Source organism: Rhodomicrobium vannielii ATCC 17100 (assembly GCF_000166055.1).
Lineage (GTDB): Bacteria > Pseudomonadota > Alphaproteobacteria > Rhizobiales > Rhodomicrobiaceae > Rhodomicrobium > Rhodomicrobium vannielii.
Map to the genome: position 1 here is coordinate 1,323,020 of NC_014664.1, position 23,619 is coordinate 1,346,638.

20 protein-coding genes and 1 tRNA gene are annotated in these 23,619 nt (G+C 61.6%); 8 read left to right on the forward strand and 13 right to left on the reverse strand.

Features of this window, described 5'->3' with window-relative positions; genetic code table 11:
• Positions 1-128: 128 nt before the first annotated feature.
• Positions 129-443, reverse strand: a complete 315-nt coding sequence (locus RVAN_RS06025) for a hypothetical protein (RefSeq protein WP_041788441.1) — start codon at positions 441-443, stop codon at positions 129-131.
• Positions 444-594: 151 nt separating this feature from the next.
• A tRNA-Ile gene (locus RVAN_RS06030) sits at positions 595-670 on the reverse strand.
• 134 nt (positions 671-804) lie between these two features.
• On the opposite strand from RVAN_RS06030, the gene RVAN_RS06035 reads away from it, so the two are divergent.
• Positions 805-1,533: an SIMPL domain-containing protein gene (locus RVAN_RS06035; RefSeq protein WP_041788442.1), complete on the forward strand. Its 729-nt coding sequence runs from the start codon at positions 805-807 to the stop codon at positions 1,531-1,533.
• Between the two features lie 29 nt (positions 1,534-1,562).
• Here RVAN_RS06035 and RVAN_RS06040 read toward each other — a convergent pair whose 3' ends face one another.
• Positions 1,563-2,285, reverse strand: a complete 723-nt coding sequence (locus RVAN_RS06040) for an LrgB family protein (protein WP_013418871.1) — start codon at positions 2,283-2,285, stop codon at positions 1,563-1,565.
• On the reverse strand, positions 2,282-2,674 hold the full coding sequence (locus RVAN_RS06045) for a CidA/LrgA family protein (RefSeq protein WP_013418872.1): 393 nt from the start codon (positions 2,672-2,674) through the stop codon (positions 2,282-2,284). The genes RVAN_RS06040 and RVAN_RS06045 overlap by 4 nt, the downstream gene beginning before the upstream one ends.
• A gap of 188 nt (positions 2,675-2,862) precedes the next feature.
• On the opposite strand from RVAN_RS06045, the gene RVAN_RS06050 reads away from it, so the two are divergent.
• Positions 2,863-4,764 (forward strand): pentapeptide repeat-containing protein, encoded by a 1,902-nt coding sequence (locus RVAN_RS06050; protein ID WP_013418873.1) that lies wholly within the window; start codon positions 2,863-2,865, stop codon positions 4,762-4,764.
• A 75-nt stretch (positions 4,765-4,839) separates the two neighbouring features.
• Here the strand turns inward: RVAN_RS06050 and RVAN_RS06055 are convergent, their stop codons facing one another.
• From RVAN_RS06055 to RVAN_RS06070, 4 genes are all read right to left on the reverse strand, one after another.
• Positions 4,840-5,487: a hypothetical protein gene (locus RVAN_RS06055; RefSeq protein ID WP_013418874.1), complete on the reverse strand. Its 648-nt coding sequence runs from the start codon at positions 5,485-5,487 to the stop codon at positions 4,840-4,842.
• 203 nt (positions 5,488-5,690) lie between these two features.
• Positions 5,691-7,061 (reverse strand): phosphoglucosamine mutase, encoded by a 1,371-nt coding sequence (glmM, locus tag RVAN_RS06060; RefSeq protein ID WP_013418875.1) that lies wholly within the window; start codon positions 7,059-7,061, stop codon positions 5,691-5,693.
• 207 nt (positions 7,062-7,268) lie between these two features.
• Positions 7,269-8,330 carry a dihydropteroate synthase gene (gene folP, locus RVAN_RS06065; RefSeq protein ID WP_013418876.1) on the reverse strand — a complete coding sequence of 354 codons (1,062 nt, stop codon included), beginning with the start codon at positions 8,328-8,330 and terminating at the stop codon, positions 7,269-7,271.
• Between the two features lie 266 nt (positions 8,331-8,596).
• Positions 8,597-8,767, reverse strand: coding sequence for a hypothetical protein (locus RVAN_RS06070; RefSeq protein WP_013418877.1), 171 nt, complete (start codon positions 8,765-8,767; stop codon positions 8,597-8,599).
• A gap of 235 nt (positions 8,768-9,002) precedes the next feature.
• Between RVAN_RS06070 and RVAN_RS06075 the strand changes: the two genes are divergently transcribed.
• On the forward strand, positions 9,003-9,317 hold the full coding sequence (locus tag RVAN_RS06075) for a hypothetical protein (RefSeq protein ID WP_013418878.1): 315 nt from the start codon (positions 9,003-9,005) through the stop codon (positions 9,315-9,317).
• An 819-nt stretch (positions 9,318-10,136) separates the two neighbouring features.
• Positions 10,137-10,868 carry an outer membrane protein gene (locus RVAN_RS06080; RefSeq protein ID WP_013418879.1) on the forward strand — a complete coding sequence of 244 codons (732 nt, stop codon included), beginning with the start codon at positions 10,137-10,139 and terminating at the stop codon, positions 10,866-10,868.
• A gap of 257 nt (positions 10,869-11,125) precedes the next feature.
• Here the strand turns inward: RVAN_RS06080 and panC are convergent, their stop codons facing one another.
• The 4 genes from panC to RVAN_RS06100 form a co-directional block, all read right to left on the reverse strand.
• Positions 11,126-11,983 (reverse strand): pantoate--beta-alanine ligase, encoded by an 858-nt coding sequence (gene panC, locus RVAN_RS06085; RefSeq protein WP_013418880.1) that lies wholly within the window; start codon positions 11,981-11,983, stop codon positions 11,126-11,128.
• A gap of 280 nt (positions 11,984-12,263) precedes the next feature.
• On the reverse strand, positions 12,264-12,524 hold the full coding sequence (rpmA, locus tag RVAN_RS06090; protein ID WP_013418881.1) for a 50S ribosomal protein L27: 261 nt from the start codon (positions 12,522-12,524) through the stop codon (positions 12,264-12,266).
• Between the two features lie 29 nt (positions 12,525-12,553).
• The gene (gene rplU / locus RVAN_RS06095; RefSeq protein WP_013418882.1) at positions 12,554-13,036 is read right to left on the reverse strand and encodes a 50S ribosomal protein L21; all 483 of its coding nucleotides are present in this window, start codon (positions 13,034-13,036) and stop codon (positions 12,554-12,556) included.
• A gap of 201 nt (positions 13,037-13,237) precedes the next feature.
• Positions 13,238-15,049 (reverse strand): glycoside hydrolase family 15 protein, encoded by a 1,812-nt coding sequence (locus RVAN_RS06100; RefSeq protein ID WP_013418883.1) that lies wholly within the window; start codon positions 15,047-15,049, stop codon positions 13,238-13,240.
• 342 nt (positions 15,050-15,391) lie between these two features.
• On the opposite strand from RVAN_RS06100, the gene RVAN_RS18735 reads away from it, so the two are divergent.
• Both RVAN_RS18735 and RVAN_RS06110 read left to right on the forward strand, forming a co-directional pair.
• Positions 15,392-15,751: a hypothetical protein gene (locus RVAN_RS18735; RefSeq protein WP_013418884.1), complete on the forward strand. Its 360-nt coding sequence runs from the start codon at positions 15,392-15,394 to the stop codon at positions 15,749-15,751.
• 382 nt (positions 15,752-16,133) lie between these two features.
• Positions 16,134-16,631, forward strand: coding sequence for a MarR family winged helix-turn-helix transcriptional regulator (locus RVAN_RS06110; protein ID WP_013418885.1), 498 nt, complete (start codon positions 16,134-16,136; stop codon positions 16,629-16,631).
• 277 nt (positions 16,632-16,908) lie between these two features.
• Here the strand turns inward: RVAN_RS06110 and RVAN_RS18740 are convergent, their stop codons facing one another.
• Entirely contained in the window at positions 16,909-17,421 is a 513-nt protein-coding gene (locus RVAN_RS18740) for a hypothetical protein (protein ID WP_155942355.1), read from the reverse strand.
• 586 nt (positions 17,422-18,007) lie between these two features.
• On the opposite strand from RVAN_RS18740, the gene RVAN_RS06120 reads away from it, so the two are divergent.
• Positions 18,008-20,356: a bifunctional DNA primase/polymerase gene (locus RVAN_RS06120; protein ID WP_013418887.1), complete on the forward strand. Its 2,349-nt coding sequence runs from the start codon at positions 18,008-18,010 to the stop codon at positions 20,354-20,356.
• A gap of 1,020 nt (positions 20,357-21,376) precedes the next feature.
• Positions 21,377-23,608 (forward strand): CRISPR-associated endonuclease Cas3'', encoded by a 2,232-nt coding sequence (locus tag RVAN_RS06125; protein ID WP_013418888.1) that lies wholly within the window; start codon positions 21,377-21,379, stop codon positions 23,606-23,608.
• Positions 23,609-23,619: the final 11 nt, after the last annotated feature.

Here is a 23,619-nt window from a genome sequence, read left to right on the forward strand (position 1 = left end):
CGCTGCCAGTATAGGGCGCCGTGCGTTTCAGTCGCGCGGCGCTTTTCCGTGGCTGAAGCTGCCCAAGCCGAGCGAGACGCAGTTCGCATGAAGAACGCGCGCCAACCGGGGGGCGGCTTGCGGATCGATCAATCGCCGACGATTTCGGGCGGCGGTGACCGATAGCCCGCGAGAAAGAGCAGCGTGCCCGCAACGCCGAAAAGCAGGAAAATTGGCAGCACGAGCAGCGGTTCGACAATACCGTTCCACAGATAAGACGGCGCGTTGTCCAGAAAGAACCGCTGGAGCGCATCGTGAGCATCGGGCGCTCGATCGAGTTGCGCCGAGAGCGACGTGAGCGGCAGGCCCCGCCCCGGACTGCCGACCAGCCGAATGCCGTCATAGACGAGCGCCGCGAAAGCGCCGAACAAGAGCGTCAATCCTGAGACACGCAGAAATAGCATCGCTTCCATCCGAGCCTTCGCCGTGGATTTAATACCGACGCCCATAAGACGCAAGCGGTCTGGGCTGGCGTTGAGTTGCGGAAGCAGCTGGCGGCGACGACCGGCGGCCTTTGAAGTGCGGACTCTTTGCCAAAGCCGCGTTCAGCGATTGTGGTGGGCGCGGCAGGACTCGAACCTGCAACCAAGCGGTTATGAGCCGCTAGCTCTGACCATTGAGCTACACGCCCGTTATGCGAGACATCGCTTTCGTCCGGCCGGTCTCGGAGAAGCCTACTGAAACTTAATGGGCGGCATAGCTAACGCTGCCCGACGCAAAGTCTCATATGCAGTGCCGGTTATGATTCTTAGCGAAGAAAGCACCATGAGAAAAGCATTCCTTGTTCCTGTTGCGGCCTTTGCAGTCGCCTTTTCGACAGCAGTATCGGCAGAGCCGCAGGAATTGAGCCTCCCCGCGCAGAAGATGCCGACGATCGAGGTCTCGGGCACGGGCGGCGTGCAGGTCAAACCCGACATCGCGGTGATCCGCATCGGCGTTGCGACCGAGGACGCCAACGCCGCAACGGCCGTCGCGAAGAACAGCGCGGCCACGGCGAAGGTGCTGTCCGAAATCGCAGCCGCTGGGATCGAACAGAAGGACTTGCAGACCTCGCAGTTTTCTCTCTATCCGCAGACGGCGACGGCCAGTTACGCGAGCAAGGGAGCGTCCGGCACGTTCACGTTCCGCGCCTCGAACACTGTGAGCGTGACCGTGCGCAAACTCGACCGGCTGGGGGAAATCCTCGGCGCGTCAGTGGCGGCCGGGTCGAACCAGATTTCCGGGCCGGACTTCGCCGTGTCGGAGCCCGAGAAATATCTCGGCGACGCTCGCCGCAAAGCGGTAGAGCACGCGCTTGCGAAGGCGAAAACCTACGCGGAAGCGGCCGGGCTGAAGCTGGGCGCCGTGCTTTCCATCGTGGAAGAGGGCGCCGGAGGGCCTGCGCCGGTTTTTCGCGGGGCCGCATACGCGAAGGCACAGTCCGTGCCGGTCGAAGTCGGTGAGGAGACGCTCTCGGCGCAGGTGCGCATCGTGATCGAACTCGTCAAGCCGTAGCGACGGGAGGCGGAATTAGGCCGCATCGCCTATCCCCCGAAGATCAGATGCCACGCGGCGGGGATCAGCAGCGCCGACGCGAGCGCGTTCAGCCCCATCGCAAGCCCCGCGAACGCGCCCGCGACCTCGTTCACCTGAAGCGCGCGCGCCGTGCCGATGCCGTGCGACGCCGTACCCATGGCGAGACCGCGCGCGGCCCAGTCCTTGATGCCGAGCGCATTCAGGAGCGGCGCGCCGAGCATCGCGCCCGTGATGCCGGTGAGGATGACGAACATCGCCGTCAGCGTCGGCAGGCCGCCGATCTGCTCGGTTATGCCCATGGCGACCGGCGTCGTCACCGATTTGGGCGCCATCGACACGAAAGAATCGCGCGTGCCGCCGAGCACCCACGTGATGAACACCGCACTTGCCGCCGCCGTGATCGAGCCAACGAAGAGGCTCACCGTCACCGCGAGCGCCGACTTCCTAACCCGCGCGACCTGACGATATAGCGGGATCGCGAGCGCCACCGTCGCCGGGCCGAGCAGGAAATGCACGAACTGCGCGCCCTGGAAATAGGTCTGGTAGCTGGTATGCGTCACGAGCAGGATCGTCACCAGAATGATGATCGCGATCAGCACCGGGTTGAAAATGGGATTGAACTTCCGCCACCGATAGACCGCGTAACCCGCCTGATACGCCACGAGCGTTAGCGCGAGATGCAGGAGCGGACTCGCGGAGAGGTAAACCCAGATGTCGGCGATGCTGGTCATGAGCGCGCCTCGGGCTCCGGCGCGGCTGGCTTCGGCTCCGGTGCATTCCCGGATGCCTTGCGCGACAGCCACGCCATCAGCGCCGCCGTGACCGCGATGGTGAGAAGCGTACTCAGGATGAGCGACGCGCCGATAGGCAGCAAGTCGTGTTCCAGCACGCCGAAATGCAACATGACGCCCGCGCCCGCTGGCACGAACAGCAGCGACAGGTTGGTCAGCAGGCCTTCGGCCGTTTTCGCCAGGCCGTCGGGCACGCGTCGGTAGATGACCAGCGCGAGAAACAAGAGCACCATTCCGCACACAGGGCCCGGCACGGGCAGCTTCGTCGCCGCCGACAGGACTTCCCCCGCGAGCTGGAAAACAACGAGGACGGTGAACCATTCGACCATGGCAAGGCTCCTGTTGGCGGGAAATTCGGCGAGAAGGGTAAGCACAACTGCAAGGCGCGGTTCAAAGACTAATTTCCGGGGGAATACCTCACGCCCGCCCAATTCATGATGGAAAGGCTGTTCAAGGATCATCTCGGTATAATTTTGTTCGGGAAGTCGCCGCGGCGGGCGATGGGGCTTGGGACGGCATGAATGGGCAGGAGACGCGGGCGCTGTTCGACATGGGCCGCGCGGCGTGGAACGACTGGGCTTCGCAGGTCCTGAAATCGAAGGCGAATTTCGAGGAGGCGGGGACGCTTTCGCTGAACTGGTTCGGCGAGGGCGACAACGACGAAACGCGCCTCTGGCTCAAGGTGGCGAAGGCGGACTTCGCGAATGAGCGTTTCGAGGACGCCGTCGATTTCGAGGGCTTCATATTCCCCGGCCCGGTGAACCTGACCGGCGCGGTGTTCGAGCGCCCGGTTTCGTTCGCGGGCGCCGAGTTCGGGCTTTCCGCCACTTTTGCGCGCGTGCATTTTCAGGCCGACGCGACCTTCAAGGCTGCGAAGTTTTCGGGGCAAGCGGTTTTCGACGACGCGCTTTTCGACGGTGTGGCCGATTTCGAGCGCGCGGAGTTCCTGAAGGAGAAGAACGGCCCGCTGAGCCACGGCGTGAAATTCCAGCGGACGCGCTTCACGGGCAAGGCCGATTTCCGCTCCAGCCTGATTTCCGGCAGCGCCGACTTCTCCAAAGCGCAGTTTGCCGCCGCCGCGCGGTTCGATGAGGCGCGCTTCCTGTCCGATACGATGTTCGAAGGTGCGGTGTTTTCCGGCTCGGCCGGTTTCAACGCCGCGCAATTTCTTGGCAATGCCGGGTTCGCGGAGGCGCAGTTCACGGGCGAAGCGCGGTTCGCTGAAGCCGCCTTCAAGGGCGAGGTGCGGTTCGATCGCGGCCAGTTCTGGAACGACGTTTCGTTTCGCGACGCGCGGTTCGATAAGCCCGCGTCCTTCGTGGACATGCGCGCGGAAGGCAAGGCGCGCTTTCCCGGTACGAAGTTCGCGCTCGACGCAACCTTTACCGACGCGCGCTTTTCGGGCGAGGCCGATTTTTCGGCCGCCGAGTTCGGCGCACCCGCGATTTTCCGCCAGTCCGGGTTCACGGGCGGCGTGACCTTCGCAGGCGCGCGCTTTCTCAGTCAGGCGGATTTCGCGAGCTTCAGCCTCGGCAAGACATCCACCTTCGCCGAAAGCCGGTTCGAGGGCGAGGCGGTCTTCCGCGAGGCGCGATTCGAAGCGCCGGTTTCGTTCGCCTCGGCCGCCTTCCTCGCAAAGGCCGACTTCAGCGCCGCGCAGAGCCGCGTCGCGTTCGTTCTCGCAGGAGCGAATTTCAAAGCCGTGCCGGATTTCCTGGAGGCGAACTTCCACGAACCGCCTCGCCTCGACAACATGACGGTGGCCGATCCGCTGAAGCGCTTTCACTCGTGGAAAAAGGCGGGCATTTCCGATCCGCGCGGGCCGTTCTTCAAGGCCGCGAAGGTGTGCAAGGACCCGGACGCCTCCGCCAAGTTCCGCCGCCTGAAGAAGCTGGCGTCGGAGGCGCAGGATCTACCCCGCGAGCAGGAATTTTTCGCGCAGGAGTTCCGCTGCCGGAGGTTTTGGAGCGACAAGCCGTTCGGCTCCGGCATCGGTCGCTTCTGGCTCGGCTACATTTACGGCGGCGTTGCGAATTTCGGCCGCTCGCTGCTGAGACCGGCGGCGCTGTGGCTGCTGTCCGTTGTGGTGTTCGCGTGCTTCTATCTCGCCGCGCGCGGGAGCGCCGCATCGTTCCTGAAATGGCCGCCCGCCGCAATCGGTTCGCCCTGCGCCTCGGGCACCTCGAACCCGATCCTCGAAGCCATCTATCTCTCGCTTAGAAGCGCGTTCCTGCAAATCGACTGGCACGATTCCATTAACGCCCGCCGCGTGTTCGGCTGCCTCTATGGCGTCGAGCCGGGCGGAACGCCCATCATGCCGCTCGTCGTATCCTCGCTGGCGCTCTTTCAGGCGATCCTGAGCGCGGCGCTGATCTTTCTTTTCCTGCTCGCGCTGAGAAATCTGCTCAAGGTTCGCTGACCGGGCGGCGCAGCGGCAGCAAAAAAGGGCGGCTCGTGGCCGCCCTTGCGAGATTCGCTATCGGTGCGTGGCTATTTAATGCCGCCGCCAGCGCAGATATTCATCGAGGCGCACGATGTTGGCTTCGAGCGACATCGGCGTTTCCATCATCGGAGACGACGCCACGGCGCGCGCGAGTGCGGGCTCCCTTACCGGCGCGAAGGCCATGCGCGGCAGCGGCACCGATGCGCGCCACAGCGCCGAGAAGCTCGCAATGGCTTCGGCGAGCACAACCGGCGTGCAATCTTCCACGCGGTCGATCGCGCTGCGCGTATCCTCGGAGCGGCGCATGGAATCGCCCGTCCAGCACAGCGTGCGGCCCAGCGTCAGGCGCTCATGCGCATCCAGAAGCGCGCGATTTTTGGCCCAGCGGACGATGATTTCGGGGGCTTCTCCGCAGGCGTTGGCGAGCGAGCGCACGAAGGACTCAAGCTCGTCGGCGGGCGCGATCTGCGAGAAGATGACGTTGACTTCGACGGAGCGCGGCTGGAAGCGGGCGAGGTTCAATGCCAGCGCCTTCGCACACGGGGAAACAGGGGAGCGCGCTATCAGAGTGACGGTTCGCTGCACCTCGTCGGCCTCTTGCTTGAGGCTCAGGCCGTAAACGTCGAAATAGGCGTCGAAGCGGCTGGCCGCTCCGAGCAGGCCCTCGGGAGTAGCGTCGTAATCTGACATAAAGCTCATGGTTTTATCCACTGATGCGGCATGGGACGGGCTAAATCGGTCTGGCATCATTGGTAAACCGGTAAGGTTAAATATCACTTTCGGGACGGCCCTTTTTACTGGAAAACGCCATCACTAATTTTAATGGTTACTGAAGGATGAAGTAATCGTAAGTATTTCGTGAAGGCGCGGCGGGGGCCGGAGACTGCCCCGCCGAGGCCGTTTTACGACGCCGAAACAACGCCCTCGCCCTGCCCGGCCGCCTGCACGGCGGCGACGATCTCCGCCACGACGCCGCTGATGAGCGTCTGGTCCTCGCCCTGCGCCATGACGCGAATTAACGGCTCGGTGCCGGATTTGCGGATCAGGAGCCGCCCGGCCCTTCCGAGGCGCACTTCCTGCGCGGCGATGACGCTTTTGACCGCCTCGCTTTCGAGCGGGCTCGGGCCTGAGAAGCGAAGGTTCTTCAAAAGTTGCGGCACCGGCTCGAAGCGGCGGCAGACCTCGCTGACGGGCTTGTCGCTCTGGATCACGACGCTCAGCACCTGAAGCGCGGTCACGAGGCCGTCGCCCGTCGTGGTGAAGTCCGACAGCACGACGTGGCCGGATTGCTCGCCACCGACATTGTAATCGCCGCGCCGCATTGCCTCGACCACGTAACGGTCGCCAACCTTGGTGCGGATCAGCGACAGGTCGAGCTTCTCGAAATGGCGCTCCAGGCCGAGATTGGACATCACCGTCGCGACGACGCCGCCTCCGCGAAGGCGTCCCGTGTTGCGGAAGTTTTCTCCGATGACGGCGAGGATCTGGTCGCCATCGACGATCTGGCCGTTTTCGTCGGAGATGATGACGCGATCGGCGTCGCCGTCGAGCGCGATCCCGATATGTGCGCCTGTCTCGAGAACCTTGCGGCAGATGTGATCGGGCACGGTGGAACCGCATTCGCGGTTGATGTTGCGGCCGTCCGGCGCGACGCCTAGCGCCACCACCTCGGCGCCGAGTTCCCACAGCGCGGCGGGCGCGACGCGATAGGCCGCGCCGTTCGCGCAGTCGATGACGATCTTGAGGCCGGAGAGGCTGATCGTGCGGTCGAGCGTGCGTTTGGCGAATTCGATGTAGCGGTCCACGATGCCGTCGATGCGCCGCGACTTGCCGATGTGGTCGGGCTCGGCGAGCAGCCTGTCGATGTCGCCGAACACTTCGGCTTCGATCTCGGTCTCCACCTCGTCCGAGAGCTTGTAGCCATCGGGGCCGAAAAGCTTGATGCCGTTATCCTGATAGGCGTTGTGCGATGCGGAGATCATCACGCCGAGGTCCGCGCGCAGCGACCGCACGAGCATGGCAACAGCGGGCGTCGGGATCGGGCCGAGTTGCACCACGTCCATGCCGACCGACGTAAAGCCGGAAACGAGCGCGTTCTCGATGGTGTAGCCGGATAGCCGCGTGTCCTTGCCGATCACGACGCGGTGGCGACGGCCGCCATTCGTGAACATGTGGCCAGCCGCCATGCCGACCTTCAGTGCAATCTCAGCCGTCATCGGCCAGGTGTTTGCCTGTCCGCGAATGCCGTCCGTGCCGAAGAGTTTTTGCCGCATGTCCATTCCCAAGAAGTCTGTTATCCCACCAAACCGATGGCCACCCGGTGCCGGCTCACCATTATATTTAAATATTTGACGGAATTGAGCCTGGTTGTTCCAAGGCTACAATGAATACTAGCGGTGGTGTCTCGCATACAATCCGCGACCGCATCCTGCAAGCGCTTCAGAAGCATGGCAGCCGCCCATGCGATCAAATTCACTGCACTATGGATTGCGGCCGTTGAGCCAGCGCCAGACCGCGAGCGCCTGCGCCGTGGCTCCGACATTATGCATACGGACGATCTGCACGCCCCGCGAGGCCGCGTCGAGGGCTGCAGCAACGCTCGCGGCGTCGATGTCGCCCGGAAGCTCGGCCACCGCCACGCGCTGAAGCGACCGCTTGCGAGAAGTGCCTACGAGCAGCGGCACGCCGAGACCGTGGAACAGCGCGATGCTTCGCAGCAGGGCCGCGTTGTGGGCGAGCGTCTTGCCAAAGCCGATGCCCGGGTCCGCGACGATCTTCGCGCGGTCGATCCCCGCCGCAACCGCCGCCTCGATCCGCGCTTCGAGCCAGTCGAAAACATCGGTCACGACGTCGGCGTAGGACGGCGCGTCCTGCATCGTTTTCGGATCGCCCTTGGCGTGCATCAGCACCACGGGCTTGCGGAGTTCGGCCGCCGTGGAAAGGCTGTCGCTTGAAAAGGTGAGCGCGGACACGTCGTTGATGATGTCGAGCCGCGCTCCCGCCACCGCGCGCATGACTTCAGGGCGTCGCGTATCCACGGAGACCGGCGTCTGCCATGCGGCGAGTCCTTCGAGCACGGGCAAGATGCGTCGCACCTCTTCCTCGACGTCCACCGGATCGGAACCGGGCCGCGTCGATTCCCCGCCGACATCGATAAAGTCGGTGCCATGCCGCACCAGATCCGCCGCATGCGCCAACGCCGCATCCGTCGCAAAATGGTAGCCGCCATCCGAAAAGCTGTCCGGCGTGACGTTCAGAATGCCCATGATGCGCGGGCCGTCCATCGGCACGCCTGCGATGTCGGCGCGGGGTTCTATGATGCGCGCGAGCAGATCTTTCACACGCGGCTCGCTCAGCTGCGGCAGGGCCGATGCGCGCAGAAAGATGTTGCGGATGCCGCCGGGCCCGCCCTCCTGAAGCCGCGCCGCCGAGAACGCGATGCGCGGGCTTCCGGCAAGCGGCAGCGCCTCGCCCGCCGCAATCGCCTGGCGCGCAATCTCGCCATAAAGGAAGCCGGTCGGTTCCAGATAAAGTCCGGGCATCTCATCTCCAGAGAGGGAAGCGGTGTGACCGCGCGCTCGTGAAAGCGGCAGCCATCGGAAGCGACGGCGCAATGACGGCAGAAGCCGAAAACGCCGCGAGTGTTCGACAACCCAATGGTCGCCTTCTGCTGGCGCTTGCGGGTGAACGTCGCTCGAACAATCGCGATGCGCGTATCGATACTACGCTTCAAGCGTTTGACAAGACGGTAACGCGGTATGGCGAGCCACAGGCGCTATTGCGAAGGCTTCGGCGACAGCGCGCCAGATCAATTGATCGAGTTCGTGGGCTCGGCTGCGAGCTTCAACGCGAGCCACTCATAAGCCTGCGCCACATCTTCAAGTGCGTTCTTCAGCCAGATCTCTTCGAGCGCATCGGCCTGGTCGCGCGTCTGCTTCGCGCGGCGAATGAGCGTGTCGGGCGAGCGGTCTTTCGACATGATCATCATCCTCCGTTGGAAGCGAGCAAGGTGCACCCATCTTTCCGCGGGAAAAAGCGCAATGTGAATAAATCGTTAAGGAGCGCTGACGCTAGAACGGCATTCCGGTGCGTGTGCCTCCCCCTCCCGGGTGGCGAGGTAGCCTGTTCGTGATCGTTACAACTTTAGCGATAATCTGTACAAAGTGCCGCGGAGCATGTTAGGAAAGCGCCAGCAATTGCGAGCGAGGGAAAAAATGCGCAAGGTTGCTTTTGCAGGTCTGGCCGCGGTCGCGGTTTCTCTTTTGACGCCGGTGCAAGTGTGGGCGTGGTCGAGCGAGCCCGTGCAGCAAAACAGTGATGCCGCAGCCGCTCTCAACGACGATGACAAGCTGAAAGCGCTTCAGGACAAGGTCGACGGCAAGGGCGAATTCAAAAGCGGATTCTACGTGTCGGGCGGCGCGGCGAGCGGGTCATTTGCGAGCCCCTTCGGCTCCCAGCAGAACACGATGAACAGCGGAGTGCCCTACGGATATTCGCCGATGCCCGGCTTCCGCGGAATTTCTCGCTAGGCCCGCCCGATCAGCGACGGCAACCGACCAGTGCCGTGAGTCTTGATTTGATTCACGCCCGCTGGGGGTGCCGTCATCAAATGTAAAATTTGAAACCGCAGTAGAATCAATCGGCGGCTAGTGCTCCGCCGCATATTTTTGCTGGAAAGCGTTCAGCAACGTGTATGCGCCAAGGCACTAGCACCGCCAACGACCCTTCCCTCATCGGTATGGTGACGCGATCGGGCGACAAACGCGGCCGTGGGTGGCGCAGCTTCATGGGCTATCACGCGCTACGGCAGGTGCTGACGCAGTGAAGCGCGTTCGAGGCTAGGGCGGAAGCTTCAAGGATCACCCCGCATCGAGCGGAGCGCTTTGCGTTTGCGCTCGCAAGCGTCGAGCGCGGCGGAGCGACGACACCAGAACGCGGCGAAACGCGCCCCCTTGCGGTACATGGACGGCGTGTGCACCCTCGTGACGCCGTCAGGCGCGATGCCCCCCGCCCCATCCAACGCCGCGCGAATCACATCGCCTCCAGACGTATTGCCCCCGCGCTGTCGGCAACCGTTACGGTTCGTATCAGAAAACGTTCGTGAAATATGGCATACCTGTATGCCAGTCGCCTCATTCTGTAAGAATAGTTATAATTTTCAATAAATTAAACCCAGGGTGGAGACAAACTCCGGTCTTATAAAAGGCTTTCCCGACTGCTTTCGGTCAATTTGCCGACAATCAAATCAGCAAACGTAATCCCGTTGCTAATCTCTCTTATTTCCGGCTGAATCGGAAGAATTCGTGCGTCCTATATTGGCGACGGTTCTTCCATATCTGGAGAGAACAATGGGCTACAAAGCCATTCTTACGGTTGTAACACTTACGGTTGCAGCGACGGGCGGGGTTAATGCTACGGATATTGCCAAGTCGGCACCGGGCGGCTTGAAGGATGCTCCTTACGTCGAGGTACCATGGAACTGGGCGGGCGCCTACTACGGCGCCACGATCGGCTACGGCTCCGGCGGCTCGAAAGCGTCCGTCACCGCCAACGCCAACGATGAGCATGGCGTCGATACAAACGACCCGGACGGCGTCCTCCTCGGCGGCACCATCGGCTACAACTATCAGATCGCACCAACCTGGCTGATCGGCGCTGAAGCCGATTTCAGCTGGCTCGGCCTGCAAGGAGATCAGGGCAAGGCTGTTTTCGACGGGCATTACTGGACGGGCGGCTGGGACGGCCTGTTCACGTTGCGCGGCCGCCTCGGCTACACGATGGGCCGCACGCTCATCTACGGCACAGCGGGTTACGCGGCGCTTCACACCAACGAGACGATTTCCGGCAACAACACGAACGAAAGTTCGTTTGGTACGGACTGGCGGTCGGGCTGGGTGGTCGGCGGCGGCGTGGAGCACTTCCTGACCGAGCGCCTGTCGGTGAAGGCGGAATATTTGCATGCGGGCTTCGAAGACCTGACCGGAGCCACCGGCTTTCCGGGCAACTATAGCGCGACCCAGAATTACAAACTGGAAAGCGATCTCGACCTCGTCCGCATCGGCTTGAACTACAAGCTGTGAGGCACAGTTCGGCCCCCTGCCAGCTCTGGTATCGAGGACCGATCGGCGAATAGCGCGTCTTCAAGCAGTTGAAGCGGTTTCAGGCGAAGCGGCATACCGGCTCGCGGGAAAATCGTGAAGGCATGATTGACGACGCGACAACGGCTCCGCGCCCATAGAGGGCGTGCGAGGGCTGGCGGGTCTTCCCACGCCCGCCAGCTTCGCTCTTCCAAGGCAGGAGGGCGCCGCTCGCGCATCACGACGCTTCGGCGGCCGAGTTATTCGGGGACGACGGCGACATTATCGATGAGACGCAAGCGGCCGAGATAGACGGCGGCGAGCACGCGTGCGGGCTGGCTCACGATCCCTTCGAGGGGGAGCAGCGTCTCGGCATCGCGAATTTCGAGATAGTCCACACGGAAACCGGCGCTTTCGAGCCGCGCGACGCCCTGCGCCAGCGTCTCATCAACCTCGCGCTCGGCGACGAGATCGAATGCCATATCCTTGATGACGGCATGAAGCTGCGGAGCGAGCCCGCGCTCGCGTGCATCGAGATAGACGTTGCGCGACGACATCGCGAGGCCGTCCGGCTCGCGGAGGATCGGGCCGGGCACGATGACGATGGGGAAGTTCAGATCCTTGACCATGCGCTTGATGACGAGAAGCTGCTGGTAGTCCTTCTCGCCGAACAAGGCGACGTCCGGCAGACATTGCAGGAAGAGCTTCGCGACGATCGTCGTCACGCCGGAGAAGAAATGCGGTCGCGAGATACCTTCGAGCGTCTGCGTAACGCCCGCCACCTCTACGCGCGTGGCGAAGTCGCCCGGGTAGATTTCGTGCACATTGGGCGCATACATCGCGTCCGCACCGCCAGCGGCCAGCTTGTGCCAGTCCTGCTCTTCGGTGCGCGGATAGGAATTGTAGTCTTCATGGGGCGCGAATTGCGTCGGATTGACGAAGACGGAGACCACAACGCGATCCGCGTACTTCTTCGCGAGCTTGATGAGAGACAGATGTCCCTCGTGCAGCGCGCCCATGGTGGGCACGAGCGCAACCTTCTCGCCGTGCTTGCGCCAGCCTTGAACGGTCTTGCGCAGTTCGCCCGCAGTCCGGACCAACGGTAACCGATTGCTCATGTCGCCCGCCCCTCACAATGCGGCATGCTCGCCGGAGCGGGAAGCGCCACGGCGGCGCCAGATCTCAAATTGTCGCGCAACGGAAACGCTGCACTACAAACGCGCCACTCGGTCGTAGCCGAGCAATGTGCGGCGGGCGAAACGAGCCGCCAGCCGCGAAACTTTTTGCGTGAAGTCTGCTCCGAGGGCGCGCGCGAAGACCGGTGGCTTTCGCTTGCCCCCCCTCGAAGCACAAACGGCGGCACCGCGGCTTTCGCCGCGATCCGCACCGCGCGCTTCCTTATTCGCCCGCGTCGATCACGGACACGAAGGTCCGGCCGTTGCGCTTGGCCTTGAACTCGACCACACCCTCGCGGATTGCGAAGATCGTGTGGTCCTTGCCGAGGCCGACGCCATTGCCCGGATGCCACTCCGTGCCGCGCTGGCGAAGGATGATGTTGCCCGAGATGACCTTCTCGCCGCCGAATTTCTTGACGCCGAGGCGCCGGCCTTCGGAGTCGCGGCCGTTACGGGACGAACCGCCTGCTTTTTTATGTGCCATTGTCCTGTGCCTCTATATCTGCGCCGCGATTACTCGGCCTTGTCCGCTTTCTTGGCGCGGGGCTTCTTCGGAGCCTCCTCGCCGCCTTCCGCCGGAGCGGCTTTCGCCTTCGCGGCCTTCTTCGGAGCTTGTTCCGCAGGCGCGGCTTCGGCCTTCGGAGCCTCAACGGCGGCCTTCACGGGAGCGGCCTTGCCGTCCGTCAGGATGTCGACGATCCGCACAGTCGTCAGAAACTGACGATGGCCGTTGCGGCGGCGCGAATTCTGGCGACGGCGCTTCTTGAAGATGATGATCTTCGGGCCCTTGCCCTGCTCGACGATCTCTGCGGAGACCGCCGCGCCACTGACGAGCGGCACGCCGAACTTCGGCTCGCCTTCGCCGCCGCCGAGCGCCAGCACTTCCGCGAAGTTTACCGAGTCGCCCGCGGCCCCTTCGATTTTTTCGATCTGCAGCACGTCCTGCGGCGCAACCTTGTATTGCTTTCCGCCCGTGCGAATAACGGCGTAGACCATGGTTTCCCTATCGTTGTAAGCGCACCGATCGGCGCCGCGTCACTTGAATGTCAAGGTCGGCGGACTTGGTTTCTCGGATGAGAGGGGGCCTTAGGTCGCGCGGATTTCACGTATCAAACGCTAAGCGGTTTATATCCGGCGTTTTGAAGGGAAAGTCAACTTGCCGGTTGAGGCTCGCGGCGCGCTTTTCGCATGGCTTCATCAGGGAGCATCCCGGAGCGTCGCGCCGGCACGCTCCTCGAAAGGCTTCCGCGCGGCAGCGAGGTTGCACGCGGTATTGACGAGCGCAACATGCGAGAACGCTTGCGGAAAATTGCCAAGCATCCGCCCACGCGCCTCATCATATTCTTCGGCGAACAGCCCGACATCGTTGCCGAGCGTGACGAGGTAATCGAAATAGTCCTCGGCCTCGGCGAGCCGTCCCTGAAGCACGAAATTGTCCGCATACCAGAACGAGCAGGCCAGAAACGCGCCCTCGCCGCCGTCGAGCCCGTCATCCGTTCGCTTCGTATCGTATCGGCGGATCAGGCGGCCGCTGCGCAGATGATCGCCAATTGCGCGGACCGTGGACTGCACGCGCGGATCGCACGGCGGCAGAAAGCCGACGATCGGGATGAGAAGCGCGCTTGCATCCAGCGCCGTAGACCCATAGCTCTGCACGAACGCGCCCACCGTCCCGTCATACCCCTCCGCGCAGACCTGTGCGTGGATTTCATCGCGCGCAACGCGCCAACGCTCCACCGGCCCTTCCACGCCGAAGCGCTCCACCGACTTGACCGCGCGGTCGAACGCAACCCACGCCATGACTTTGGAATGCACGAAATGGCGCGCGCCGCCGCGCACCTCCCACAATCCTTCGTCGGGCAAACGCCAGATCCGCTCCAGATATTCGACAAGGTTGCGTTGCAGGTGCCAGGCTTCGCCCGTCGGTTCGAGCCCGCATTTGCTCGATTGATACAGCGCGTCCATCACTTCGCCGAAGATATCGAGCTGCAACTGCCCGGCCGCCGCGTTGCCGATGCGCACGGGCCGCGAATTACGGAAGCCCGGCAGCCACGGAATGGTGCTCTCCACGAGATGGCGCTCGCCCGCGATGCCGTACACGATCTGTACCTGCTGGGCGCTGCCCGCCACCGCACGCATCAGCCATGTGCGCCATTCCTCGGCCTCGAAGCGGAAGCCGGTATTCATCAACGCGAGCAGTGTGAAGGTCGCGTCGCGCAGCCAGCAGAAGCGGTAATCCCAGTTGCGTTCGCCGCCGATGGCTTCGGGCAGGGACGTCGTCGGCGCGGCGACGATTGCGCCCGTGGGCTGGTAGGTCAGGCCCTTGAGCGCGATCAGCGAGCGGCGGACGATCTCGGCGTGCGGGCCGTCATAGATGCACTGGCCGGTCCACTCGCGCCAGGCGGTTTCGGTCTGGTCGAGCGCCTTGAAGGGATCGATTGCCGGAGGAACGGGCTGATACGAAGCCCCGTGCGCGAGGACGAACGGCACCTTGTCGCCCGCCTTCACGGTGAACGAGCCGAACAGCCGCCCCCCTTCGGCCGCGATGGGCGCCCCCGAAGTCAGCACCGCCTTGTCGGGTCCGGCGATAGCCTCGAAACCGTCGCCGTCGACGCGCGTGATCCACGGCACGATGAGCCCGTAGTCGAAACGCAGCCGGAACCCGGTTTCCATATCGACCTCCCCGGTAAGGCCTTCCACGATGCGCACCAGGCGGCGCGTATTGCCGGGGCCGAGCGGCATGAAATCGATCACGAGTGCGCTGCCGGTCGCTGTTTCGATGACGGTATCGAGAATCAGCGTCCCCTCGCGGTAGGCGCGCCGTCGCGATTTTTCATCCTTGGCGGCGAGACGCCAGCATCCATTATCGTCGTCGCCCAGGAGCGACGCGAACACCGCGCCGGAGTCGAACCTCGGCCAGCACAGCCATTCGATGGTCCCATCGAAACCGATCAGCGCCGCGCTTTCGCAATCGCCAAGCAATGCGTAGTCTTCGATGCGTTTCGTCATGAAATAAAGTTGGTTAACCCCCAGTGAAGGTGACAGCGAAACACGCCGCGGCGTCCATGGTTTCTTCGCTACGAACGGAACTCGATACGCGCATCGTTAGTGCATCTGCGAATTTACACAACCCCCGCCGCTTGCGAATAGGGCGCCGAGACACCAAATCATCAAAATCGTTAAGAAGCGGCAGCCGATGTCGGGTCTGCCGCCTGGATCGGCATGATGCGCGTGCCGCCGACGCGCCGCCTGTCGCACGCGGAGCGTTCTGGATCACAGCGAGCGGTCTAATCCGCGATCAGGGCCGACCATTTGCGTTTTGCACGAGTGAGCAAGAACAAGGACATCCCTATGGCCTCATCCACGAAAACGAAAGCCGCCGATCGCTTCGCTGCTCTTCAGAAGCGCGATCAGGCCGTCAGACATGATATCGAGGCTGCGGCCCGGCTGCGCGCCGAAAAAATGGCGAAGCTCCGCGCGTTGCGGCTGGCGAAGGAAGCGGAAGAGGCCGCCGAGCAGAAAAAGCAGGCTGAGGCGAAGGCCGACGCAGCAGCGGCGAAGGCCGACGCCGCCATCGCAAGGAAAGCGCCCAAAGCTTCAAAGGCCGTCGCCGCCAAGGATGCGAAGCCCGCAGCCGTGAAAGCGGCTACAGTAAAGACCGACGCGCCCAAGAGAAGCCGGGCGCGTACCGCCGCTCCGGCGCCGCATTGAGGCTGCGCCGCGGTTGTTGCCGAATCGTTCGCTAGTGTGCCGAGTGCCGCTGAGGCGGCATCTCGTGCGATAGCCGCGCCTCACAGCGTACAATCCAGCGCACTGACAGATGGCATCGCGCCTTCCGTTCACCCCCGCTCACCCTGGCGCGTTTTTGCTCCCGCTTCGACAGTTGCGTTCGGATGGAGAGCGGGCCCCGGTGTCGCGGGATAAATTATTCTCAAATCGACAAAAATTCTATCTGGCATATAAACCGGTTGCATACCCTTCTGATTGCATTGGCTTGCAATATTTCTCGTAAAAGTTGCTACAATTAAGGTGATTTTTACTGATCGCCTCTAGGTTGCGTAAGAGGCTCCTATACAACTCAGGATGGTTGGCAATGATCGCCGATTTCGTACGCGTCCAGCCGGACGACCAGTCGTTGAAATCCAATTATCTGGTGACGCTGCGCATGATCGAGCGGCTGCACCGTCTTCTCCTCGATCTCATCAAGGACGAGTTCGAGCGCGTCGGCCGGACCGATGTCAACAGCGTGCAAGCGCTCCTCCTGTTCAACATCGGCGACGTTGAACTCACCGCAGGGGAACTCAAGACACGTGGCCTCTATCTCGGCTCGAACGTGTCTTACAACCTCAAGAAGCTCGTCGAGAGCGGCTACATCCATCATCAGCGCTCCCGCACGGACAAGCGCTCCGTGCGCGTGAAGCTGACGGACAAGGGCAAGGCCATCTCCGAAATGGTGAACCGCCTGCTCGAACGGCAATTGAACATGCTCGAAAAGGTCGGCGGCGTTTCTGTGCCGGACCTCAAGCACTTCAACCAGATTTCGGTGAAGCTCGAGCGTTTCTGGGGCGATCAGATCCGCTACCAGCTTTGAGCGTTTCGGGTTTCCTGCCGCCGAGCCTCCGAGGCAGATCAAAGACACCCATCCGACACACCCCGGGGCAGAAAATCCCCGGCGCCCTGCTTGCATCGCCATCCGCCCATTGCGATTTCCGCCGCCGCCGCGCTAATTGCGAAGGTCAGCGTCCCGCGCTGGGCATACGGTTCGGGGCTTTTCTCGTTGACCTCGGCTCAACGGGAAATAGCCCCTAACCTCTTAATTTAAAAGCGTTTTTTATTTACCCCCAACGCATCGTACCTTCAATTGTACCTCAATTTGCGAGTGATCGGGCGAAGTCGCTTTTAAAATCGACGATCTTCGACAGGGTTACACCGCCGATGAGGATGCCCTTCGATTTCTCCTCGACTTCGATGTCCGTTGATGGACCTCTAAGGACGCCATGGCGCTCGATGAGCTGCGGCGGGATGAGGTACATGTCGATTGAGCCGATGCCTGTCTGCACTGCGCCTATGACCATGCACCTTTGATATTCGTTCGTGACGCTGAAGCGGAGCTTTCCGTTCTCTTGAGGCTTCGCGAGGGAAACGGCAAGCGAGCGCTGGCGATTGCCAAGGATGGCGTAGACGTCAACGAAGCTGTTTGGGTCGTCCGCCTCGGGGAAGGCGCAATGGCCGCCAGCGAGCTGGATGAAGCCTGCGACGAGATTGGCAGCGGCGCTTTCTGCGAGCACACGCACGGTCCGCTTCTCCACATCGAGTTCGGGCCTTATCCCGAAGGCAAGCCACCCATAATCCACCGATAGAAGCTCGGCCAGCGCCTTCATCTTGTCGTTTCGCGGGATGGTTTCGCCGGTATGCCACTTCCGAACGGTTTCTCGCCCGACAATTATGCCGAACCGAGCCTCGAGCTCATCGCGAATCCAGCGATAACGCCCTCTTGAAAATTCTGGAACTTCCGGATGGTTCTCGCAGACGTTTTCAAAACGCTTGGCGAAGGCTTTGTGGGGAGGATCGTCCCTTTCAGCTGGGCCTTCCTGCATCGGTCTTCTCCGTGTCACACCGGATGCGACATAGAAGAGATGCCTCAATGTGTCAATTATAACGTGTTATTTGCATTGATTGGGCAGGCAATAATATAGCACAGCGTTCCAAGTCTGCCCTTTTTGTCACGTTTATTGGCGTCGTAAGTTGACTATACCCCTTTAAGGTGACATACGTCTCGTCAAAACGGCGTGTAGAGACGAGTGGCCAAATGGCTCGTTAGAGGGAAGCGAGACAGCCGAATCGAGTCTCGGATTCTTCCTTTTGGCTTCCGACTCTACGCTGACCGTAAGAAGCTTACCCCGCACATCAACTTTGGTTGAGTGGGCGCAAGCCCGTCATCGTCGATAAAAATCTGGGTATGGATAAATGATCGAGGAAGTAAAACCTCTCGTCGAGGCCGGTTTCTCCGTCCATTTACTGCGGCCTAAGTCGAAGATACCTGCGAATGACGGTTGGTCCGAGGCTCCGGTCTACACGTTCGACCAGTTGCGGAAGCTCTATCGGGATGGTCAGAACGTCGGAATCCGGCTCGGGAAGCCGTCGAAGGTCGAAGGGCTATACCTACATGCCATCGACCTCGATATCCGGGTTCCCGAGGCCAAATCCGAGGCTCTGGATCGCCTCGACGAGCTGATTTCGGACGGGGATTTGAAGGAACTGCCGTGCGTGCAGTCGGGTTCGGGCGGGGCCTCACGCCATTTCTACTTTCTGACCGAGGACGCCTTCCGATCCAAGAAACTCGCCCACAGCAAGCACAAATTCACCGGCGACGACGGCAAAGAGCATTGGGAATGGGAAATCGAGCTGTTCGGGACCGGAAAACAGGTCGTCTTGCCGCCGAGCATCCATCCCGACACCGGCAAGGCTTACAGATGGGTGCTCCAACCTGATCTGAAGCGCGGAATACCGCGAATCTCGGCCGACCTCATCGACGAGTTGGTCGGCGGCGACGAAAGCACCGGCTTCTATGAAAATTCCGAGCCGCTGAACCTCACCATCAACGAGGCCCGCGACTATCTCGACGCGATACCCGATTGGGCCGATGACCGGGACAGTTGGGTTCGCGTCGGAATGGCGCTCAAACACGAATTTGCCGACGACAAGGCCCTCATCAAGGAAGCATGGGAGCTGTTCGACGAATGGTCACGACGCGGATACGGCTACAACCGCGCCAAGAACCTCGCCCAATGGCGGGGCTTCACGTTCGACCGGGAGGAACTCGTCACCATGCGCTCCATCGTTGCCGAGGCGAACGACCGCGCCCTCTACGAGACCATCGAAGAGCTTGACGACGAGGACGAGGAACGCCCGCCAGCGCCGCCGAGCGCGAAGGTGCTCATGTCGATGTTCGACGATCTCGACGGTCCTCCTACGCCGCCGAGAGACCAAGACGCAGACCCCTACGCCATACTCAAGCGCGAGGGCGTTCCCGATCACGTGCTAAGCATCCCCGGCGTGCTGCAAGAGGTCGTCGACTATTACAACGCCACAGCGATCAAATCTCAACCGCAGTTCGCCGTACAGGCGGCGCTCGCCTTCGGATCGGTCGTGCTCGGCCGACACTGGTCGACGAACCGCAAGAACTTCACGAGCCTCTACTTCCTCAATCTAGCGCCTACGGCGGGCGGCAAGGAGCACGCCAAGCGAGTCATCGAAGAGTTTCTGACGGAGGCCGGTCTCGACACCCTCACCGGCCCGAAGAACTACGCGTCAGAGGCCGGTGTCTTCTCGACGCTCCTGACCAAGCCGAGACACATCTGCATCACCGACGAGTTCGGTCGATACCTGTCGTCGGCGCGCGGCGGGGCGGGAAACGCCAACAAGTCCGAAGCTCAAAGCGCGCTGATGGAGGTGTTTGGCCGTCTCGATGGGACGTGGCAGACGAACGGCTACAGCACGCGCGGCATGACGAAAGAGCAAGCTGACGCTCAGAACAACGCGAAGGTCGTGCGACCCGCCCTGACGCTCCTCGGCATGACCACACCTCAGAGCTTCTACGATGCCCTCGGCCAGAAAGACATCCTCGACGGCTTCCTAAACCGCTTCCTGATCGTCGAAAGCCCGCTCGGACGACAGTCGAGTCGCGAGGTCGATGGCAGCTCCTTGCCGAAGCGCGTCGTCAGATGGGCACGGCAGAAGGCATGGGAGATCGGAGGCGACGATGATGACCTCGAAGGCATGCGGGCGATGGTCGAGCCGTCGTTCGCGCCTGAGCCGATCCTCGTCCCCTTCTCGAAGGCGTGCATGCCGATCCTTGCCGAGATGGAGCAGGCTGTGAGCCGGGAGATGGATCGGCTCGACGCGTGCGGCATGGCCGAACTCTACGGTCGAACGCGGGAGATCGCGATGAGGATGGCGCTTATCGTGGCGGTGAGCGACGGCTGCGACGTGATCAAGCCGAGGCATGTCGAATGGGCGCGCGACTACGTGTTCTTCTATCAGGCCCGGATGGCGAAACTGTTCGAGGGCAACATCGGGAAGACCGACATCGAAAAAGCTTGCGATGCAGTCTGCGAATATCTTGAGACGTGCGGGGACGACGGCGCTCCCGAGCATCAAATCTCCCGTCAACGGCGAAAGAAATTCGGGAAATTGTCGACGAGGGAACGCGACGAGGTGTTCGCCCTTTTGCTCCGCGACCGTCGAATCCGGGTGACGGATCGCACCGCGAAACGAGGTTCGAAAAAGCCGTGGTACGCGCTCGTGAAATCCTGACGAAAACAACCCCGCTTCGGCGGGGTTTTTGCTATTTCATCAGTTTCACCTAATTAGCGCTAGTTATTCTGGTGTAAACCATTGATTTATAAGGGTTTTTTCGATATTAGTGTATTCGTGCAAATTGGTGTACCACTTTGGGCCTCCGAGGGGTCCGATGGGCTTCTACGATGAATTTCAGGGATGACAGAGGGTGTGGGCGCTAATTACACTAATATAAATAAAATAATATATTTTTCCTTATGAATCAAGGATCTAAAGCTTAAAAAACTAGGGTAAAAACTAGGGTAAACTAGCGCAAACTCACGCAACGCGTTTGCACACTCGAAATATCGCGATTTAGCCCGTTCGCACACTCGAACATCGAAGTGCTGCCCGAGAAATATTTAAAATTTTAATCGAAAAGGCTCGAATACCGGGCTCGGTGCGCGCCCCCGGTCGACCCATTCGACGGGAAGGACCCGGAGCGGCCCACCTTGACCCGCTTCGACCTGCCAAGGCTCAACCCGTCCCCGCGCGTTCCACGGCTCCACGGCTGCGCCTATCCCGATGCATCCCCATAGACACGGCGACGTTTCAACCCGTCCCATGGGACGCCCTGAGACAGCGGCCAAGGCGCAGCACCAAGGCGTAGCACCACGCGGCGCAGTAGCCATCTACACGCGGATCGAGACAGCCAAGCTGGATACAGTCGATCTCCGCGCCTAGCTCCCCATTGTCCTTACGCCGGCGGCGCGCGCAGCCAGGCGCATCGCTGACCTCCTGTCAAGGAATGAAAGCCGGCCGCATTCGCAAACTGCCTGAATGCCTGTCTCCTCGGTCCTGGGGATGCTTACGATGTGACGCCGCCCAAGCCCTGGCGTTCTGTATACCACGAACAGAGAAGGTCGCGACGCTCGATAGAGGTCTCAGTATCGTGGCCCACTCAGATTGATTGGTTGTGGAAATGTCGAATAATACCATACGGGAGGAACACGACTTCTGGCATTATTGTGCTTACTTTAATAATATCGTAGCGACATGTTTTTTGCTCATTCCTCAAAAGACGCCAGCAAGTGCGATTGGCAATCCCTTGCGCAGCATTTGTCGGAAGTTGCGGCGCTTGCTGCGCAATTCAGTGCCCCGTGGGGAGGAGATCGAGCGGCCCGCATAGCCGGGCTGTTGCACGATCTGGGCAAATACCATCCCGATTTTCAACGCCGCCTCGAGGGAAGCGACATCCGTGTCGAGCATTCGATTGCCGGTGCGGCATATATCCTGACGAACGCTGCGTCTGGCGACAAGGCGATGGCCGAACTGATCGCCCATGCCGTCGCAGGCCATCACGCTGGCTTGCCGGACCGCATCGGCGACGGGTCTTCCCTGAATCAGCGCGTGCAGGACGCCGATCCGAGCCGCCTAAATCCGGCCTGGCGCGGTGAACTGGCCATCGATCTGGGCAACCTCAACCCAGCCTTTTCCTTCAAGAGCAAAGAAGCCACCGAGTTCGGGCTTTCGTTTCTCGGGCGCATGCTGTTCTCGTGCCTGGTTGACGCCGATTTCAAGGACACCGAAGCGTTCTACAATCGAATCGAGGGGAGGAAGGCAGATCGCGACTGGCCAGCGCTGCGTGATGTTCTGTCCGCGCTGAGCGAGCGGCTTGATGCTGAACTATCGCGCAAGGCAGCGGTTGGGAGCGACACGCACGTCAACCACTTGCGTCAGCAAGTGCTCACACATGTGCGCGGCAAGGCAAACGAAGCGCCTAGCCTTTTCACGCTCACGGTGCCGACCGGTGGCGGCAAGACGTTAACCTCGCTCGCCTTCGCGCTCGACCATGCCCGCGCCCATGGCATGCGGCGTATCATTTACGCGATCCCCTTTACGTCCGTCATCGACCAGACTGCCGATATTTTCCGCAAACTCTTCGGCGACGACATTGTGCTCGAGCACCATTCTGCCATCGACGAGGAGAAAGTCAGAAACCTCTCCAGCCGCGACAAGCTTCGCCTCGCCATGGAAGACTGGGCCGCCCCCGTGGTCGTCACCACGACGGTGCAGTTATTCGAAAGCCTGTTCTCGGCGCGCCCGTCGCGCTGCCGCAAGCTGCACAATATCGCGGGGTCGGTGATCGTTCTGGACGAGGCGCAGACGCTGCCGCGTCACCTGTTGATCCCGATCATGCGGGCGATTGAGGAACTGGCGGCCAATTACGGGTGCACCGTCGTTCTTTGCACAGCGACGCAGCCTGCACTCGGCGCGCGGGAAGGCTTCCCCGGCCTGCCGCTGGACGGCCGCGAGCTTGCGCCGGACCCGGCTGGCCTCGCTCGCGAACTCCGGCGAACGCGGCTCGACTTTGCGGGGCCGAAGGACAACGCGGCGCTAGTGGATGCGCTTGGCCGCGAGCGACAGACGCTCGTCATAGTCAACAGCCGTGCCCATGCGCTCGACCTCTATCGCGACGCAGTCAAGGCCGGGCTCGACGGCGTTTTGCATCTTACCACGCGGCAATACGCGGTGAATCGGCGCGAAATCCTGAAATATGTGCGCGCGCGACTGGAGAACGACCTTTCATGTCGGCTGATCGCTACATCCCTGGTGGAGGCCGGTGTCGACGTCGATTTTCCTCGTGTCTTCCGGGCCGAGGCGGGGCTGGACCAGATCGCGCAGGCCGCCGGGCGCTGTAATCGTGAAGGTCGCCGCGACCCCGACGCGAGCGTCGTCACCGTGTTCGAGGCTGTGGGCTATTCGGTGCCGAGCGAGATCAAGGGGCTCATCGGCGATTTTGGACGTATCAGACACAAGCATGCTGATCTGTTCGCGCCCGCCGCCATTCAGGACTATTTCGAGGAAGTTTTTTGGCGCATGGGCGACAAGCTCGACGGCAAGAACATCCTCAAACAGTTCATCGTCGACCGCACAGGGACGCATTTCCAGTATCGCACGGTCGGCGAGAAGTTTCGCATGATCGAAAGCGGTCTCTTGCCGGTGATCGTGCCGCACGACGATGATGCAGCGAAAAGGGCGGTCGCCGATCTCGGCAATGCGGCAATTCCCTCGGGCAAACTCGCCCGGCAGTTGCAGGGCTACATCGTGCAGGTGCCGCCGGATGCCCGCGCGCTGCTGATGGCGAACAGGCATGTGGCGCTCAAGGCTGAGGACATTCGCGGCGACCAGTTCGCGGTGCTCCAGGCGCCGCATCTCTACACGAAGGAAACAGGGCTGCTCTGGGAGGATGGCAGTCTTCTCGGAAATGACCAGACGTTCATCTAGGGGAAGTGAGC